This window comes from Streptomyces lydicamycinicus, assembly GCF_000829715.2.
Taxonomy (GTDB): Bacteria; Actinomycetota; Actinomycetes; order Streptomycetales; family Streptomycetaceae; genus Streptomyces; species Streptomyces lydicamycinicus.
In genome coordinates this window covers 312556-328914 of the sequence record NZ_BBNO01000007.1, presented here as the reverse complement: position 1 = coordinate 328914, position 16359 = coordinate 312556, and the positions used below count along the sequence as shown (strand labels likewise).

17 protein-coding genes are annotated in these 16359 nt (G+C 70.1%); 13 read left to right on the top strand and 4 right to left on the bottom strand.

What is annotated here, in order from left to right; translation table 11 throughout:
* Window positions 1-23: 23 nt before the first annotated feature.
* On the bottom strand, window positions 24-434 hold the full coding sequence (locus tag TU31_RS23910; RefSeq protein ID WP_042158122.1) for an organic hydroperoxide resistance protein: 411 nt from the start codon (window positions 432-434) through the stop codon (window positions 24-26).
* A 128-nt stretch (window positions 435-562) separates the two neighbouring features.
* On the opposite strand from TU31_RS23910, the gene TU31_RS23905 reads away from it, so the two are divergent.
* The 7 genes from TU31_RS23905 to TU31_RS23875 all read left to right on the top strand — a co-directional run bounded on the left by TU31_RS23905 (window position 563) and on the right by TU31_RS23875 (window position 6224).
* Window positions 563-1024: a MarR family winged helix-turn-helix transcriptional regulator gene (locus tag TU31_RS23905; RefSeq protein ID WP_042158120.1), complete on the top strand. Its 462-nt coding sequence runs from the start codon at window positions 563-565 to the stop codon at window positions 1022-1024.
* A 270-nt stretch (window positions 1025-1294) separates the two neighbouring features.
* Window positions 1295-1528: an acyl carrier protein gene (locus TU31_RS23900; RefSeq protein WP_042158118.1), complete on the top strand. Its 234-nt coding sequence runs from the start codon at window positions 1295-1297 to the stop codon at window positions 1526-1528.
* Window positions 1525-2763: a beta-ketoacyl-[acyl-carrier-protein] synthase family protein gene (locus TU31_RS23895; RefSeq protein WP_042158117.1), complete on the top strand. Its 1239-nt coding sequence runs from the start codon at window positions 1525-1527 to the stop codon at window positions 2761-2763. Before TU31_RS23900 ends, TU31_RS23895 begins: the two co-directional genes overlap by 4 nt.
* A 122-nt stretch (window positions 2764-2885) precedes the next feature.
* A complete protein-coding gene (locus TU31_RS23890; protein ID WP_042158116.1) occupies window positions 2886-3785 on the top strand; it encodes an alpha/beta fold hydrolase in 900 nt (299 codons plus the stop codon).
* A 56-nt stretch (window positions 3786-3841) separates the two neighbouring features.
* Window positions 3842-4159 carry an ArsR/SmtB family transcription factor gene (locus TU31_RS23885; protein ID WP_042158115.1) on the top strand — a complete coding sequence of 106 codons (318 nt, stop codon included), beginning with the start codon at window positions 3842-3844 and terminating at the stop codon, window positions 4157-4159.
* Complete coding sequence (locus TU31_RS23880; RefSeq protein ID WP_042158114.1) at window positions 4156-5004, top strand: SRPBCC family protein; 849 nt, start codon at window positions 4156-4158, stop codon at window positions 5002-5004. Before TU31_RS23885 ends, TU31_RS23880 begins: the two co-directional genes overlap by 4 nt.
* A 491-nt stretch (window positions 5005-5495) precedes the next feature.
* Window positions 5496-6224 carry a transglycosylase SLT domain-containing protein gene (locus TU31_RS23875; protein ID WP_042158113.1) on the top strand — a complete coding sequence of 243 codons (729 nt, stop codon included), beginning with the start codon at window positions 5496-5498 and terminating at the stop codon, window positions 6222-6224.
* A gap of 165 nt (window positions 6225-6389) precedes the next feature.
* On the opposite strand, the gene TU31_RS23870 is transcribed toward TU31_RS23875, so the two are convergent.
* Window positions 6390-6587: a hypothetical protein gene (locus tag TU31_RS23870; protein ID WP_042158112.1), complete on the bottom strand. Its 198-nt coding sequence runs from the start codon at window positions 6585-6587 to the stop codon at window positions 6390-6392.
* Between the two features lie 711 nt (window positions 6588-7298).
* On the opposite strand from TU31_RS23870, the gene TU31_RS23865 reads away from it, so the two are divergent.
* The 3 genes from TU31_RS23865 to TU31_RS23855 all read left to right on the top strand — a co-directional run bounded on the left by TU31_RS23865 (window position 7299) and on the right by TU31_RS23855 (window position 9867).
* On the top strand, window positions 7299-7952 hold the full coding sequence (locus TU31_RS23865; RefSeq protein WP_078885925.1) for a transglycosylase SLT domain-containing protein: 654 nt from the start codon (window positions 7299-7301) through the stop codon (window positions 7950-7952).
* A gap of 386 nt (window positions 7953-8338) precedes the next feature.
* Window positions 8339-9205, top strand: a complete 867-nt coding sequence (locus TU31_RS23860) for a lysozyme (protein ID WP_042158110.1) — start codon at window positions 8339-8341, stop codon at window positions 9203-9205.
* A 209-nt stretch (window positions 9206-9414) separates the two neighbouring features.
* Entirely contained in the window at window positions 9415-9867 is a 453-nt protein-coding gene (locus tag TU31_RS23855) for a hypothetical protein (protein ID WP_042158109.1), read from the top strand.
* Between the two features lie 146 nt (window positions 9868-10013).
* Here the strand turns inward: TU31_RS23855 and TU31_RS23850 are convergent, their stop codons facing one another.
* Complete coding sequence (locus TU31_RS23850) at window positions 10014-11543, bottom strand: SDR family oxidoreductase (RefSeq protein ID WP_042158107.1); 1530 nt, start codon at window positions 11541-11543, stop codon at window positions 10014-10016.
* Between the two features lie 192 nt (window positions 11544-11735).
* Entirely contained in the window at window positions 11736-12848 is a 1113-nt protein-coding gene (locus TU31_RS23845; protein ID WP_042158105.1) for a LacI family DNA-binding transcriptional regulator, read from the bottom strand.
* 316 nt (window positions 12849-13164) lie between these two features.
* Here TU31_RS23845 and TU31_RS23840 point away from each other — a divergent pair, with 316 nt between their 5' ends.
* Genes TU31_RS23840 through TU31_RS23830 form a run of 3 tightly spaced genes read left to right on the top strand, consistent with a single transcriptional unit; the run spans window position 13165 to window position 16315 of the window.
* Window positions 13165-14454 carry an ABC transporter substrate-binding protein gene (locus TU31_RS23840; protein ID WP_042158104.1) on the top strand — a complete coding sequence of 430 codons (1290 nt, stop codon included), beginning with the start codon at window positions 13165-13167 and terminating at the stop codon, window positions 14452-14454.
* A 26-nt stretch (window positions 14455-14480) separates the two neighbouring features.
* Window positions 14481-15434, top strand: a complete 954-nt coding sequence (locus tag TU31_RS23835) for a carbohydrate ABC transporter permease (protein ID WP_042158103.1) — start codon at window positions 14481-14483, stop codon at window positions 15432-15434.
* A complete protein-coding gene (locus TU31_RS23830) occupies window positions 15431-16315 on the top strand; it encodes a carbohydrate ABC transporter permease (RefSeq protein ID WP_042158102.1) in 885 nt (294 codons plus the stop codon). The genes TU31_RS23835 and TU31_RS23830 overlap by 4 nt, the downstream gene beginning before the upstream one ends.
* The last annotated feature ends 44 nt before the right edge of the window (window positions 16316-16359 follow it).

Here is a 16359-nt window from a genome sequence, read left to right as displayed (position 1 = left end):
GCGGTCCGCCACGCGGCGCGCCGCTACTCGATGACCAGCTCGACCTCGATGTTGCCGCGGGTGGCCTTGGAGTACGGGCAGTACTGGTGCGTCGCCTCGACCAGCTGCCGGCCGGTCTCGCCCGCGAGGGTCTCCGGCAGCTCCACCCGCATGACGACCGCCAGCCCGAAGCCGGTGTCGTCCTTGCCGATGGAGACCTCGGCGGTGACCGAGACGTCCTTGGTGTCGATCTTCATCTGCCGGCCGACATTGGCCATCGCGCTGGCGAAGCAGGCCGCGTATCCGGCGGCGAAGAGCTGCTCCGGATTGGTGCCGGCGCCGTTGCCGCCGAGCTCGGGAGGCATGGCCAGGGCCAGGTCGATCTTGCCGTCGGAGCTGACGGCCCGGCCCTCACGGCCATTGGCGGTGGCGACAGCGGTGTACAGCGCGTCCATCACGGTTCCCCTTCGGTAGCGCGGCGGCCGTTCCCCGGCCGCCCGATGTCCCACACCGTCGCACACATCTAAATTGCGCGCAACTCAATTGCGCACAACTAAATAGCTCGGCGAGCTAACCTGGGGCCATGACCCCTGCGACCAGGCCCCCGGTACCCGACGCCGAACTGCTCCGCCTCGACCACCAGGTCTGCTTCTCCCTGCACGCCGCCTCGCGCGCCTTCGGCGGCGTCTACCGGGACGCCCTCAAGGGCCTGGGCCTGACCTACCCCCAGTACCTGGTCATGCTGGTCCTGTGGGAGCGCGGCTCCCAGCCGGTCAAAACCATCGGCGAACAGCTCCGGCTGGACTCCGGAACCCTCTCCCCGCTGCTCAAACGCCTGGAGTCGGCCGGCCTGGTCCGCCGCGAACGGAGCACCGAGGACGAGCGGTCGGTCACCATCCACCTCACCCCGGCCGGCGACGAGCTGCGCGAACAGGCCCTGCCGGTCCCCCGCAGGATGCTGGCCGCGACCGGCCTCACGATCGAGGAACTGCGCACGCTCCAGAGCCTGTTGGGCCGGGTGACGAGCGCCCTCGACGAGGCCTGACCCCGGGCGCTTCCCGAGTCCGCCGGCCTTCGCCCCGTACCTCTCGGTGGCCCGCGGCGTTACGTACGTAGGTGCTTTCCGCGGTGTCCGCAAGGCGAGGTGCGGACACGTTGTCCACCCCGGTCGCTCATCACCCCATTGAGCTACCAAGGTTGGGGAGTCATCGGGACAAAGGCGTATAAAGGGTGGTCAAACCAGCCGGAGCCGCCGGTGATATCCCGCCCACGACGCGGTTGGCAGCATCGCCTACGACAAGCGGAGGAGCGCCACGTGAACGCGGCAGAAGTTGTCAACACCTTGCTGGTCCAACGATTCGGGGTTTCCCCCGCCGACATCACCGACGAGACTCCGCTGCGCAGCCTGCGCCTGGACTCCCTGGCCCTGGAGGAGCTCCGCGTCCTCATCGAGGAGCGGCTGGACATCGACCTCGACGAGGTGTCGCTGACCCCGCGGAACACCGTGGGCCAGCTGGTGACGGCCGTCGACGGCAACGTGCCGGCATGACGGCCCGCCAGGAGCCGTTCTCCGCGGCCGTGACAGGACTGGGACTGGTGACCGCGGCGGGCGTGGGGGCGAAGGCCACCTGGCACACCGTCACCCAGGAAACCGTGCCCGGCGGCGTGAGCCACCAGGAAGAACTCGCCGATCTGCCCTGCGACTTCATGTACACCATCGCGGATCTGGACACGACCGAGCTGCTCGGAGTGGCCACCCAGCGGCTGATGGACCGCTTCTCGCAGCTCGCGGTGATCGCCGCCCGGGAGGCCGTCGCCGATGCCGGGCTGGACCCGGAGTCCTGGGACAGCAGCCGGGTCGCGGTGGTCATCGGCTCCGCGCACGGCGGGCTGCCCTTCTACGACCAGCAGCATGTCGCGATGGCCGGGCGCGGCGCCCGCCGGGTCTCCCCCAAGCTCGCCCCGCTGACCGTCGTCAACAGTGCCGCGAGCAGCGTCTGCATGGACCTCGGCGCCCAGGGCCCCAGCATGGGCGTGGCGACGGCCTGCTCCTCCGGCACGGTCGCCGTGGGCACCGCACACCAGCTGCTGCGCGCCGGGGTCTGCGATATCGCCGTCGCCGGCGGCGCGGAGTCGGTGCTGTCCCGGCTGCTGATCGCCAGCGCCTGCCAGATGAAGGCGGTCTCCACCCGCCGGGACGACCCTGCCACCGCCTGCCGCCCCTTCGACGCGGGCCGGGACGGCTTCGTGGTCGGCGAGGGCGCCGGGCTCCTCGTACTGGAACGGCCCGAGCACGCGAGCGCCCGCCGGGCCCCCGTCCGTGCCCACATCCGCGGCTACGGCGCGTCGAGCGATGCCTATGCGGCGGTCGCCCCGGACCCCGAGGGCAACGGCATCGAGCGGGCGCTGCGCAGCGCGCTGGCGGACGCGCAGGTGCGGGGCCGGGACGTCGGCCATGTCAACGCGCACGGCACCTCGACGGTCGTCAACGACCGCGTCGAGGCCACCGTGCTGCGACGGGTCCTCGGCGATCACCCGCTGGTCACCTCGACCAAGGCGATGACCGGGCACGCGCTGGGTGCCGCCGGCGGGATCGAGACCGCGCTCACCGTGCTCGCCCTGGAACAGCAGCTGGTGCCACCGACCGCCAATCTTGAGGTACCGGATCCGCGGATCCCGATCGACATCGTCCGCAAGGAGGCCCGGCAGGCGGCATTCGACTGCGCGGTCAAGACGTCGCTCGGCTTCGGCGGGCACAATGCCGCGCTCGTACTGACCCGCTAGGGGGTGTCTCTTCGATGTCCGCAGGCCCACGGAGATCGCAGAGACACCCCCTAGGGCCTGTCCGCCATCGCGCGCCCTTGCCGGCGCGCCCCTCCCGCCGGTGCCCCGAGAAGGAATCTGCCATGTCCGAGGAAATGATCCGTTCTTTGTCGGTGCGCGGGGTGTCCTACTCCTACCGGCGGCTGTGCCAGCCGGAGCGGATCACCGAGCCCGTTCTGGTGCTGGGCGGCGCCCTTCAGGGGATGTACGGCTGGCCGCAGATGGAGGATCACGTGGGGCCCGTGGCGGACGTGGTCACCGCCGATCTGCCGGGCATGGGCAGCGCGGACCCGCTCCCCCCGGGGCCGAGCATCGATGTCGTGTGCGCGGCGATCGAGCGGATCATCGACGATCTGGAGGTCCCACGGATCAACCTCTTCGGGTTCTCGTACGGGGCGGGTCTGGCCTACGGGTGTGCCCGGCGGTTTCCCGGGCGCATCGCACGGCTCGCCCTCGGCGGGGTGCCGGCACACATCAGCGACGCCCAGGTCGAGCTGTGGCGGCGGGCTTCCGACCATCTCGCGAAGGGCGACAACGAGGCCTTCGCCACCCTGGTCGCCCAGGGCCTGATGTGCCTCGACGACCGTCGGCACGTCGCCCGCCGGAAGCTGGCCTACCGCTATGTCCGGCGCTCGATGCTGCACGCGGCCCGGAACTCCCGGCATGCGGTCGACTCGCTGCACCGCGGGATCTTGGACCGTCCGGACTTCTCCGGCGGGCTGACCGACGTCCCCACCCTCGTCTTCAGCGGCGAGCACGACACGGTGACCTCCCCGGCCCGCCAGCGGGACTTCGCGGCCACCATCTCGGACAGCCGCTTTCTGACGATTCCCGACGCCGATCACTGGGTGGTGCTCGAACGCCCGCAGGAGGTCGCGGACTTGGCGGCCCGGTTCTTCACCGACGGTCCGCTGAGCTCGGCGCCCTGTCTGGCGCCGGTGGTGCGCGAGGAGCCGTCGCCGGCCGATCCGGCCTGTGTGTGAGCCCGGGGCCACAGCATTCCCTTGCGGCTATATAACCCGAATGGCATGCTGACGGCATGCCCCTACCGTTCGACGTACTCGCGGAGCCGAGCCGGCGCAAGATCCTCGACCTGCTGCTGGAGCGCCCGCGGCTGGTCGGTGAGCTCACGCAGCAGCTCGGGCTGAGCCAGCCCGGCACCTCCAAGCACCTCCGGGTGCTGCGCGAGGCCGGGCTCGTCCAGGTCCGGCAGGACGCCCAGCGCCGCTGGTACGAGCTCCGGCCCGAGCCCCTGGCGGAGCTGGACGCCTGGCTCGCCCACTACCGGCATCTGTGGACCGGCCGCCTGGATGCCCTGGAACGGCACCTCGACGCCATGGAGGACGACCCCCGATGAATCCGCACTCCGACACCCTCACCACCGGCGACGGCCGCACCGCACTGCGTATGGAGCGCAGGCTCGCCCATCCGCCCGCGAAGGTCTGGTCGGCGATCACCGACCCGGCGCACCTCGGACAGTGGTTCCCCTCCGAGGTCACCGTGGAGCTCCGCCCCGGCGGCGCGATGACCTTCGCCATGCCCGGGGTGAGCGATATCGCCATGACCGGCACGGTCACCGACGCCGAGGAGCCCCGGCTGTTCGCGTTCACCTGGGGCGAGGACCATCTGCGCTGGGAGATCACCCCGGATGGCGACGGCTCACTGCTGGTCCTGGTGCACACTTTCGGCGACCGGTTCGGCGGCGCCAGCTTCGCCTCCGGCTGGCACCTGTGTCTCACCGCACTGTCACAGCTGCTCGACGGCGACTCGCCGCATGTCGAGCGGGACACGGGCGAGCTGCACGAGGCGTATCTGGAGCAGTTCGACCTCGGGCGCGGGGTGGTCGAGGACACCGCCGACGGGCCGCGCGTCCGTTTCGAGCGTCAGCTCGTACGGTCCACCGAGACCGTCTGGGCCACGCTGACCTCGGGGGACGAGCCCACCGCGGGGTCGCCCGCGCCGGCGGGCTTCACCAGTCGACAGGCACCGGCCGGGCCCGTCACCGAGGTCGCGGCCCCGGCGGTGCTCGCGTACCGCTGGCACCCGGAGGGCACGGTCCGCTGGGAGCTGGGCCGGGGCACCGGCCATGGCCCGCGGCTCATCCTCACCCAGACCGGCCCGCAGGACTTCGATACGGATGCCGCGCTGGACGCCTGGCACGAACGGATCGAGCAGCTCGCCGCGCAGCTGATGGCGGACTGAATTCCCGCCTCCCCCTTTACCGCCGCATACTCGCGCCCCCTATGGACTCCATAGGGGGCGTCGCGCATGGGGCCACTCATGGGGCCGCTCCTCGGCATTGCCGACCCGTCGGCAACGGCCGCGGAAATTGCCCCCGCGAGGTGTGAGCCAGGCAACTCCGCGGCGCCGTGAAACGGAATGCCGCGCCCGGGCCGCGTGATGCGTGGCACGCGACGTACGTCACGTACGAGCATTCCTAGTCGCGGCCGACCCCGTACTTACCGCGATTCGCGGCATTTACAACGGACATTCCGCCCAATCTCACGAAGATAGGTAGTACAAGGCATCTTTGCCACCATCCCGGGCCCGCGCTAACCATGTTTCCCGTTAGCACCGAGAACGAGCCCGCGATCTCAGCCGGAGCGGCGTAACGCGGCAATGACCCTCGGTCCTCACGCGCCAACCGAAGGCCGTTTCCCCCGCCACCAAGCCCTGGAAGAGGTCACCTCCGCATGCCCAACTTCACCCTGCCCCGCGCTGCCCGCCTCACCCGTACGCACAAGGTCTCCGCCGCACTCGTGGCCGGCGCGGGCTGCGCCGCCGCCCTGGCGTTCACCGCGGCGCCCGGCAACGCCGAGACCACCACGGCCGCCGACGCGCCGGCCGCGGTCAAGCCGGTCAGCGCCAACGGCATGCCGCTCACCGCGAAGGACCGGTCCGACGACGGCAAGCAGGCCCGTGCGGTCGCCTCCTCCGTCGCCGCCGGCCTCAAGGTGGCCCCGGCCGAGAAGCAGAGCCACGCCGCCAAGCAGGCCGCCAACCGCTCCATCGAGCGCAAGGCCCTGGTCGCGCCGAAGGCCGCCCCCAAGGCCGCCCCCAAGGCCGCCCCGAAGGTCCACAAGGCCGCCCCGAAGCGCTACGCGAACAACCTTGACGGCTGGATCCGTGAGTCCCTGGACATCATGAAGGCCAAGGGCATACCGGGCTCCTACGAGGGCCTGCACCGCAACATCATGCGGGAGTCCGCCGGTGACCCCAACGCCGTCAACGACTGGGACATCAACGCCATCAACGGCGTGCCCTCCAAGGGCCTGCTCCAGGTGATCCAGCCGACCTTCGACGCCTACCACGTCGCCGGCACCCCCCATAAGCTCACCGACCCGATCGCCAACATCACCGCAGCGGCCAACTACGCCGCCGACCGGTACGGCTCGATCGACAACGTCGACTCGGCCTACTGAGCCGGGCAAACGCGACCGCCAGGACGGTCGGAGCAGACTGATCCGGGAGCCGCGCCGCGGCCCCGAACACAGCAACGGCAGTGGCCCTGCCCGCATCCCGCGGGTGGGGCCACTGCCGTTGCCATGTGTGGTCCGGCGCCAGGTTTTGGCGCCCGGCGCCGCCGGTCAGTAGCGGTCGCGCCGGGGCAGGCCCTCGCCGAAGAGCGTGTCGAGAACCTCGGAGGCGATACGGAGTCCCTGCCGTTCCTTGGCCGTGAGGCGGTCCTGGTGGCGGCCATCGGCCGGTGCCGCGGCGGCCGCACCGGTCGCGAGGAAGCCGGTGACGAGAAGACCGGTGAGCACGACGGAAATACGACGGAGCATATGGATGTCCCTACCGTGAGTGGTGACTGTGTGCGCTGCCACCTTCCGGGGCGGCGGGCCCGGAGTCATGCGACAGCTCCGGGCGCTGCTGCGAACGGACCAGCGGCACCGCCGTATTGCCGTAGCGGAGCCCTCACCAACGGCCGAGCCCCTCCGACCTTCTCCCGCTCCGCACCGCGGCAAAATCCGGCCGTGGCCGATAGTGAATCGGGGCACAATTGCCGCCCTTTTGGCCGCCGCCACAGTGCCCCGCGCCACATTTACGGATCACCGGCCCGTCCCGCCGTGCCCGCACCCGGCTGAATTTGCTGCCACTGGCGCTCGAACCGGCGCCGGATCACGCTAAATCCGGTGTGAGCCAGGCAACTTATGGGCGGGGTGCGAGCGGCCTTTGAGGGCGTTATCGGGTGACCCGAGGCACGCGATGTATGTCACTTACGACCCTGCCTAGTCGATACCCATGCGCCCATTCCGGGCCAACGCCGCCGGAAACGCTTACCACTTCCGGGATACGGGTTTATCTCACGAAGATGAGTAGTACAGAGCACCATTGCCTCGATTCGGGACCGGCGTTAACCATGGATTCCGACGCACCGAGAGCGAGTTTGCGAGTCACGCCCCAAGGCGGACGCAACAAAGACCTCCGGTTCGTTACGCGCCGCCAAAAAAGGCCGCCTCCCCGTCCCCAGTACCTGGAAGAGGTCACTCTGCATGCCCAGCTTCACCCTGCCCCGCGCTGCCCGTATCACCCGCATCACCCGTACCCACAAGGTCGCCGTGGCCGTCCTGGCCGCCGCGGGTGCCACCTCGGGCCTGGCCCTCACCTCCGCCCCGGACACCGCTCAGGCCGCTTCTGAGCACGCCCCCGCCGCGGTCAAGCCGGTCAGCGCGAAGGGTCAGCCGGCAAAGGCGGACGACGCCAAGACCAGCCGTCCGGTGACCGCCTCGGTCGCCGACCACGTCAAGGTCACCGCCGTCGAGAAGCAGCACAGCGCCCAGCAGGCCGCCAACCGCTCCGCCGAGCGCAAGGACGTCAAGGAGTACCCGAACAACCTCGACGGCTGGATCCGTGAGTCGCTGGACATCATGAAGGCCAAGGGCATCCCCGGCTCGTACGAGGGCCTGCACCGCAACATCATGCGGGAGTCCGCCGGTGACCCCAACGCCGTCAACGACTGGGACATCAACGCCATCAACGGCGTGCCCTCCAAGGGCCTGCTCCAGGTGATCCAGCCGACCTTCGACGCCTACCACGTCGCCGGCACCCCCCATAAGCTCACCGACCCGATCGCCAACATCACCGCAGCGGCCAACTACGCCGCCGACCGGTACGGCTCGATCGACAACGTCGACTCGGCCTACTGAGCCGACAGAGCGGAAGAGCCGTCACCGGCACCCGAGGCCGGCCGAGCCAGATGAGGCGAGGGATATGACGGACCACACAAGCGAGCCGGCAGGCTCGGCATAGAGCAGCTTGCGAAGCGGCGGAATGGCGCGTTCGCCGCTGCGCGGTGGAGCGGGTCCCGGCATTGCCGGGGCCCGCTTCGCTCTGTCGTGCGACCCGGAGGCCCGCAACGGGGGCGTGGGTGACGGTTTCCGCCCGCCGGACGGGTGAGATGCAGGGCCGGTCGGCGGACTGACGGGCCATTGGGTCATAGAGTCAGGCGGTTCTGCGTATATGTCACTTATCGGCAGGATTCTGCTCAAAAGCTGCCGAACCTGACTCAACCGAAGGCCTTCGGAGGCATGCGATGCCCTTGCGCAGATCCGGTCCGGCCCGCCGTACAGTCCCTCTTGCGGCCGGAACTCTCGTTTCTCTTCTCTCCGTGCTCGCTCTGCCCCTCGCGCTGCCCGGCTCCGCCACGGCGTCGGACGCCGAGAAGAGACCCGCCCACCCCGAGCAGGACTGGATGGGGTCCACGATCATGGCCCACGAGGGCGGCGACCGGGCGGCGGCCGGCGGTTCCGGGGCGCGGGCCTCGTCCAGAAGAGGCGTGTCCGGCGTCGACGTCTCCAGCCACAACAAGAAGGTCGGTTGGTCCTCGCTGCGCAGGTCCGGGGTGCGTTTCGCCTACGTCAAGGCCACCGAGGGGACCAGCTACACGAACCCGTACTTCACTCAGCAGTACAGGGGCTCGTACCACTCCGGCATGATCCATGGCGCGTACCACTTCGCCCTGCCCGACCACTCCAGCGGAGGCTCCCAGGCGCGGTACTTCGTCGACCACGGCGGCGACTGGTCCCGGGACGGCCGGACGCTGCCCGGCGCGCTCGACATGGAGTACAACCCCTACGGCGCGACCTGCTACGGCAAGAGCCACAAGGCGATGGTCAGCTGGATCCGCGACTTCGTGCGGACCTACCGGGAGGAGACGGGCCGCCACGCGGTCATTTACACCTCCACCAACTGGTGGAAGAAGTGCACCGGCAACTCCGGCAAGTTCGGCCGGACGAATCCGCTGTGGATCCCGCGCTACGGCTCGTCCGTGGGCGCGCTGCCGGCCGGCTGGCACTTCCACAGCATCTGGCAGCACACCTCCTCGGGCCATGTGGTCGGCGACCGGAACCGCTTCAACGGCTCGTACACCCGCCTCAAGGTCCTCGCGGACGGCAACTGACCCCATACGCCACGGCCGGTCCCCGGCGCGCCCCCTGCGGCGCCGGGGACCGGCCTTTTTTGGTGCGCGGCGACGGCCGGGCACCGCTTTTTGGACAACTGCTCCGGGATGACCGCGAATTCCCGCCGCGGTACAACCATCCACGGCCGAACGCTGTCCAACACTGTGAAATGACCACGCGACGCACTTCACCCAACGGGGGGTTTTCCATGAAGCGTTCTCGTGCCATCGCAGGAGCCGCGGCACTGGCCGTGGCCGGTATCGCCACGATGGCGACAGCCACCACCGCGTCCGCCGCACCGACGGCCGCCGCCGCCTACAACGGAGCCTGCGGAAGCGGCTACAGCGTAGTGAATTCCGTACCGGTCACCGGAAAGGGGACCGTGTACCTGACATACAGCGCCAGGACCGGAAAGAACTGTGTCGTGACCGTGCGGAACAGCCCCGGTAAGCGGGTGTACATGTACACCTATCTCACGGCCACCGACGGCAGTTCCGACTGGGTTTACGACAGCGGTCAGTACACCTCGTACGCCGGCCCCGTCTATCTGCCCGGAAAGGGCATCTGTGTGGACTGGGGCGGCGCGATCGAGTCGGTCAGCGTCAGCGTTTCCGGCTCCAACTGCGGCCGGATGGCGCCCGGTGTGGTGACACACCACTGATCCCCCACGACGGCGGGTTCCCGGGCAGCGTCCGCCCGGGAACCCGCCGTCGGCGTATCGCGGGGCGGGTTGTGGGGCGGGTCGCGAGCCTCAACTCGCTTGCTTGTGGGACCACTTGACGGCGCTCAGGCTCGGGCGCGGTCCGGTCACTGAGGACGGCTCCGGTGCTCGGCCGCCGCGGCGGCCGCGATGTTGCGGGCCATACCGCCGAACACCGCGGCGTGGAAGGGGGAGACGGACCACCAGTAGGCGTGGCCGGTCAGTCCGTGCGGGTGGAACAGGGCCCGCTGGCCGTAGAGCGTACGGCCGTCGGCGTCGCGGCCGACCGTCAGTTCCAGCCAGGCCAGGCCGGGGAGCCGCATCTCGGCGCGCAGCCGCAGCAGCCGGCCCGGCTCGACCTCCTCGACGCGCCAGAAGTCGAGCGAGTCGCCGACCCGCAGCCGGCCGGCGTCCCGTCGGCCGCGGCGCAGCCCCACCCCGCCGACCAGCCGGTCCAGCCAGCCGCGCACCGCCCAGGCGAGCGGAAGGGAGTACCAGCCGTTGTCGCCGCCGATGCCTTCGACCACCCGCCACAGCACCTCGGGCGGGGCGTCCACGGCCCGCACCCGCCGGTCGGTGTAGAGGCTGCCGCCGGCCCAGTCGGGGTCGGTCGGCAGCGGGTCGCTCGGTGCCCCGGGGACCGCCGCGTTGGACCAGCGGGTGGCGACCTCGGCGTCCCGTACCCGGCGCAGCGCCAGTTCCAGTGCGTCGTCGAAGGCGATGGGGTGCCCCGGCGGGTCCGGGTCGGGGACGTAGCGGGCGATGTCGTGCTCGTGGCAGACGACCTCATAGCGCAGTGATTCGGCGAGCGGGCGGGCCAGGCCGGGCGGCACCGGGGTGACCAGGCCGATCCAGAGGCTGGAGAGGCGCGGGGTGAGCATCGGCACGGGGAGGATCAGCCGTTCCGGCAGTGCGGCGACCCGTGCGTAGCGCTGCATCATGTCGCGGTAGGTGAGGATGTCGGGTCCGCCGATGTCGAAGGCCCGGCTGACGTCGTCGGGGAGGCGGGCGCAGCCCACCAGATAGCGCAGCACATCGCGGACGGCGACCGGCTGGATGCAGGTGCGCACCCAGCTGGGGGTGACCATGACCGGCAGCCGCTCGGTGAGGTAGCGCAGCATCTCGAACGAGGCCGAGCCGGAGCCGATGATGACGGCGGCGCGCAGCACGGCGGTGGGAACACCGGACGCCAGCAGGATGTCCGCGACCTCGGCACGGGAGCGCAGGTGGGGCGAGAGCTCCTGCTCCGGGATTCCCTCGGGGGTGAGGCCGCCGAGGTAGACGATCCGGCGGACTCCGGCGGCGCGGGCCTGCCGGGCGAAGATCTGCGCGGCCCGGCGGTCGGTGTCCTCGAACCGGCCGCCACTTCCCAGGGCGTGCACCAGGTAGTACGCGACCTCGACGCCGGCCATCGCGGTACGGACCGAGTCCTCGTCGGTGACATCGCCGCGCAGCACCTCCGTCCGCCCGGCCCAGGGGTGATCGCGCAGCTTCTCCGGTGTCCTGGCCAGGGCCCGTACGGCGTATCCGGCGGTCAGCAGCTCGGGGATCAGACGGCCGCCGATATAGCCGGTGGCGCCGGTGACCAGGGCGCACGGGGCCGCCGTGGGGCGCCGCCTGCCGCCTGTGCCGGCCATCCGCGCGGCCTCCTCCGGGCTCGGTAGCAGCATGATCAGCCTGCCCGCCAAGTCTGTCACCGGTTCGGCTGCCAGGCATCACGGCTTGGTCAGGGGGCAGCGGGCCAGGGTGCCTCCGCCGGGCTGTCCTGATCAGGCGCACCTGGCGCAGCGGGCGGTGCCCGGCAAAGCACCGCGCGGTGACTCGTCCGGTCAGCGGGGCGAGGGCGACGCGGTGCTCTCCCGCGCCTCCAGGTGCGGCAGTTCACCCTGGACGGTGCGCAGCGGGCCGCCGTCGAGGACCGCGAGGAGTTCCTGGGCGGCGAGCCTGCCGAAGCCGGGGGTGTCGCGGACGAGTGCGGTGAGCCGGGGGTGGGTGACCCGGCACAGCGCCGAGTCGTCCCAGGCCACGATCGACAGCGCGCCCGGTACGGGGATACCGCGCTCGGCGGCCACCGAGGCGCCGGCCACGGCCATCACATCGTTGTCGTAGACGATCGCCGTCGGCGGCCGCTCAGCGTCGAGGAGACGGCGGGTGGCCTCGGCTCCCTCGGCGTCGGAGTAGTCGGTGGTCACCGAGTGGACCTGGCGGTGGTCGAGGCCCCGCCGGTCCGCTTCCGTACGCAGCGAGCGGATCCGGCGTGCCGTGTGGGCGAGGCCGGGCAGCCCGGCGATATGCACGATCCGGCGGTGGCCGAGGCCGTAGAGGTGGTCCAGGACCCGTGCCATGGCCTTGGCGTCGTCGGCCCAGACGGTGGAGAGCAGCGGGTGGGCCGGGGCGGCGGCGGGTCCGGCGGCCGGTTCCGAGGGGTCCGGCCCGGGTGTGGCGGGGCCGCCGACGACGACGGCGGGCAGACCGAGTGCGGCGAGCAGTTCCGGGCGGGGATCCTCGGTGCGCGGATCGACCACGAGGACGCCGTCCACCCGTCGTTCGGCCCACCAGCGGCGGTAGAGCGCGCACTCGGTGCCGAGGTCCTCGACGACCTGGAAGAGGAGCGCGATCTGCCGCGCGGAGAGCACTTCCTGGATGCCGGAGACCAGTTGGAGGAAGAAGGACTCCACACCCAGGGTCTGGGCGGGCCGGGCGAGCACCAGTCCCAGGGCGCCGGCGCGTTCGCCGGACAGGGCGCGGGCGGCGCTGTTGGCCTGCCAGCCGAGTTCCTCCGCGACCCGGCGTACCCGGGCGCGGGTTTCCTGGGAGACGCCCGGCCGGTCGTTGAGCGCGAACGAGACGGCGCTCTCCGAGACCCCGGCCCGGCGGGCGATGTCCTTGATCGTCGGGCGGCGGGCCGGTTTCCGCCGGGCCGCCTCACCGGGCGCTGTCATGGCGGGCTCTCCCTCGTACTGAACCGCATTAGTGCGCATAGTTTGATCAGCGTCGAGTGGCCTGTCAAACGTCGCTGGGGCGTCCGGAATCAGGTCGGTCCGTCGCACCGTAAGGGAAGTTGTCCGACGGGGTATTGACACCTACTAAAACGCATTAGTAGCGTCTGCCGCATCGTCGCCCGAGGACTCGCGCAATCACCTGCTCAATGGCCGAAAAGGTCGCCACGTCATTTCTGGCTGCCATAAAACAATGGGAATTTCCGGCCGCTCGTGACAATTCTCCTGGTGTCCGGTCCGAGCAAAGGAGCCGCCAGCCATGCGTCCACTCCGTCGAGCAGCCGCCACCGCCGCGGCCCTGGTCACCTCGGCGCTCGTCCTGACCGCATGCGGCTCCCCGGGAGCCGGCGGACCGGACAGCGCCGCGGGGAAGGTCGAGGGCCGGGTCACCTTCCAGACCTGGAACCTCAAGGCCAATTTCAAGAAATATTTCGAGGGTGTGATCTCGGACTTCGAGGAAAAATATCCGGGTACCAAGGTCACCTGGGTGGACCAGCCGGCCGAGGGATATCCGGAGAAATTGAGCGCGGACGCCGCCGGCGGCACGCTGCCCGATGTCGTCAATGTGTCGCCGGATCTCGCCTATCCGCTGGCCAGGGCCGGGCTGGCTCTCGATCTGGAAAAGGCCGCCGGGAAATACCGGAAGGAGTATCTCGACGGCGCCTGGGAGAGCCATCGGATGCCGGGGATGACGGGCGTCTATGCCTTCCCCTGGTATCTGAACACCGGCCCGATGTTCTACAACAAGGAGCTCTTCAGCAAGGCCGGGCTCGATCCGCGGCGGCCGCCGACGTCGTACGACCAGCTCTTCAGGGACGCCCTGACGATGGCGCGGAAGAGCGACCGGAAGATAGCGATGCTCGCCGGCACGCCGTCGATCGAGGACTTCGGCCGCTATGGCGTGCGGCTGATGAACGCCCGGGGCACGGAGTTCACCTTCAACGAGCCGGCGGGCGTCGAGCTGCTGGAGCACTACAAGAAGCTGTATGCGGCCGGGGCCCTGGACTCCCAGGCGCTGACCGCACAGGCCGAGTCCGCGGGACGGAAGTTCCAGCAGCAGTCGGTGGCGATGAATCCGGGCAGCGCGCACGACCTGGAGAACTTCAAGAAGGAGGCGCCGGGACTCTACCGGCACATCGGCATCACCGACGCGGTCAACAACACCGGTAAGGCCAATATGTATGTCCAGGGCCTGATGGTGAACGCGCAGAGCAAGGTCAAGCCGGCGGCGGTCGCGTTCGCGCACTTCGTCACGGACAGGAAGAACCAGATGGCCTTCGCCAAGGAGGTCACGATCTTCCCCAGCACCAAGGGCTCGCTGGACGATCCGTACTTCACCAAGGAGGACGGCACCGATGCGACCCGGGTGCGGGTGGCCGCGGCCAAGTCGCTGAAGACCGCGGTGAATTACACCCCGGTGCTGCTCAGTGACCAGATGAAGACCGTGCTGCGCAATGCGGTCGCCAAGGCCGTACAGGGAAAGCAGTCCCCCGAGGCGGCGCTGGACGGCGCGGTGGCCGAGTGCAATCGCCTGCTCAAGACCGCCTGAGCCCGGGGTATTCGGTGAAGACCGGAATGACCGCGCGAGCCCGGCACGCGACGGCTGGGGCACCGGCCCCCGCTCCCCCGCCGGCCCCGTCACGGCGGCGCGCCGCAGGCCCCCGTACACAACTTCCGTCCAGCCCTTGGCTTTTCCTGGCTCCCGGGCTGCTGGTCGTGGCCGCATTCAGCCTGTATCCGTTCCTGAGCACGGTGGCCCACTCCTTCACCGATGCGCGCACCCTCACCGCGGGGCAATTCGTCGGCGGTGCCAATTACCAGGAGCTGATCCATGACGCGATGTTCTGGACAGGGCTGCGCAACAGCCTGCTGTACGTCCTCGGGGTCGTACCGCTCCTGGTGATGCTGCCGTTGCTGCTGGCGATGCTGGTGCAGCGGCACCTTCCCGGGATGACCTTCTTCCGGGCCGCGTTCTACACGCCGGTGGTCGCCTCCGTCGTGGTGGTCGGGCTGATCTGGGTGTGGCTGCTGGACGACCGGGGGCTGATCAATGCGCTGCTGGAGGGCCTGGGCTTCGGCCGGGTCGGCTTTCTCAGCGATCCCTGGCTGCTGCTGCTCAGCGCGATGGCGGTCACGGTCTGGAAGGGCCTCGGCTACTACATGATCATTTATCTGGCGGCGCTGGCCAACGTCCCCCGGGAGCTGCACGAGGCCTGCGCGGTGGACGGCGCGGGGGCGGTGCGCCGCTTCCTGACCGTCACCGTCCCCGCGGTGCGCTCCACGATGGTGCTGGTCGCGGCGCTGTCCTCGGTCGGGGCGTTCAAGGTGTTCTCCGAGGTCTATCTGATGGCCGGTCCGACCGGCGGCCCCGGCGGTGAGGACACCACGTTGGTGATGCTCGTCCAGCAGGTCGGCACCGGCCTCAGCGGCCGGGTCGGCTATGCCTCGGCGCTGTCCGTCGTGGTCTTCGTCCTCACGCTCGGGCTGATGCTGCTGGTGCTGCGGGCCCACCGCACGGAGGACGCATGAGCGCCATCGTTGAGCGGGAGCCGGAGCGCCGGGCCGGGTGGGCGCGCGCCGGGCGCCGGATGCCGCGGTGGCAGCTGCTGCTCCGCTATCTGCTGCTGCTCGCCGTGCTGGCCCTGACCATCGGGCCGTTCCTGTGGCAGCTGTCCACCTCCCTCAAGGGGCCCGGCGAGGACATCTACCGCTCTTCCCCGAGCCTGCTGCCGCACCAGGTCACCCTGGACAACTACGCCGGCGTCGCCGAGACCATCCCGGTCTGGGACTTCGCGCTGAACTCCCTCAAGGTGGCGGTCACCAATGTGCTCACCAACTGCGCGGGCGCGGCGCTCGCGGGCTATGCGCTGGCCCGGCTGCGCTTCCCGGGCCGTCGGAGCGCGCTGGTGGTGTTCGTCATGGCGATGCTGGTGCCGGTCGAGAGCATCCTGATCGCCCAGTTCGTGACGATGCGGGAGCTCCAGCTGAACAACACCCTGCTCGGGGTGGTGCTGCCCGGCTGTATCGGCGCGCTGAATGTGCTGCTGATGCGCAATGCCTTCGCGGCGCTGCCGTACGAGGTGGAGGAGGCCGCGTACGTCGACGGCGCCAATGCCTGGCAGCGGTTCGTACGGATCGCGCTGCCGTCGGTCAAGGGCACCCTCGCGGTGGTCGCGATCTTCGCCTTCATGGGGGCCTGGGACGACTTCCTGTGGCCGCTGATCGTGCTGAGCGACCAGTCGAAGTTCACCCTGACCATCGGGCTGAACTTTCTGCACGGCACCTTCGCGGACAATCAGCGGCTGGTCGCGGCCGGCACCGTCATCGCCGTGCTCCCGCTGCTGGTGCTGTTCGCGGGCCTCCAGCGCTTCTTCTTCCGCGGCGTCGGCGAGGGCGCCGTCAAGGGCTGACCTGCCCGCCCCGCCGAGTCCCCACCCCCATACCCACAGGAGCC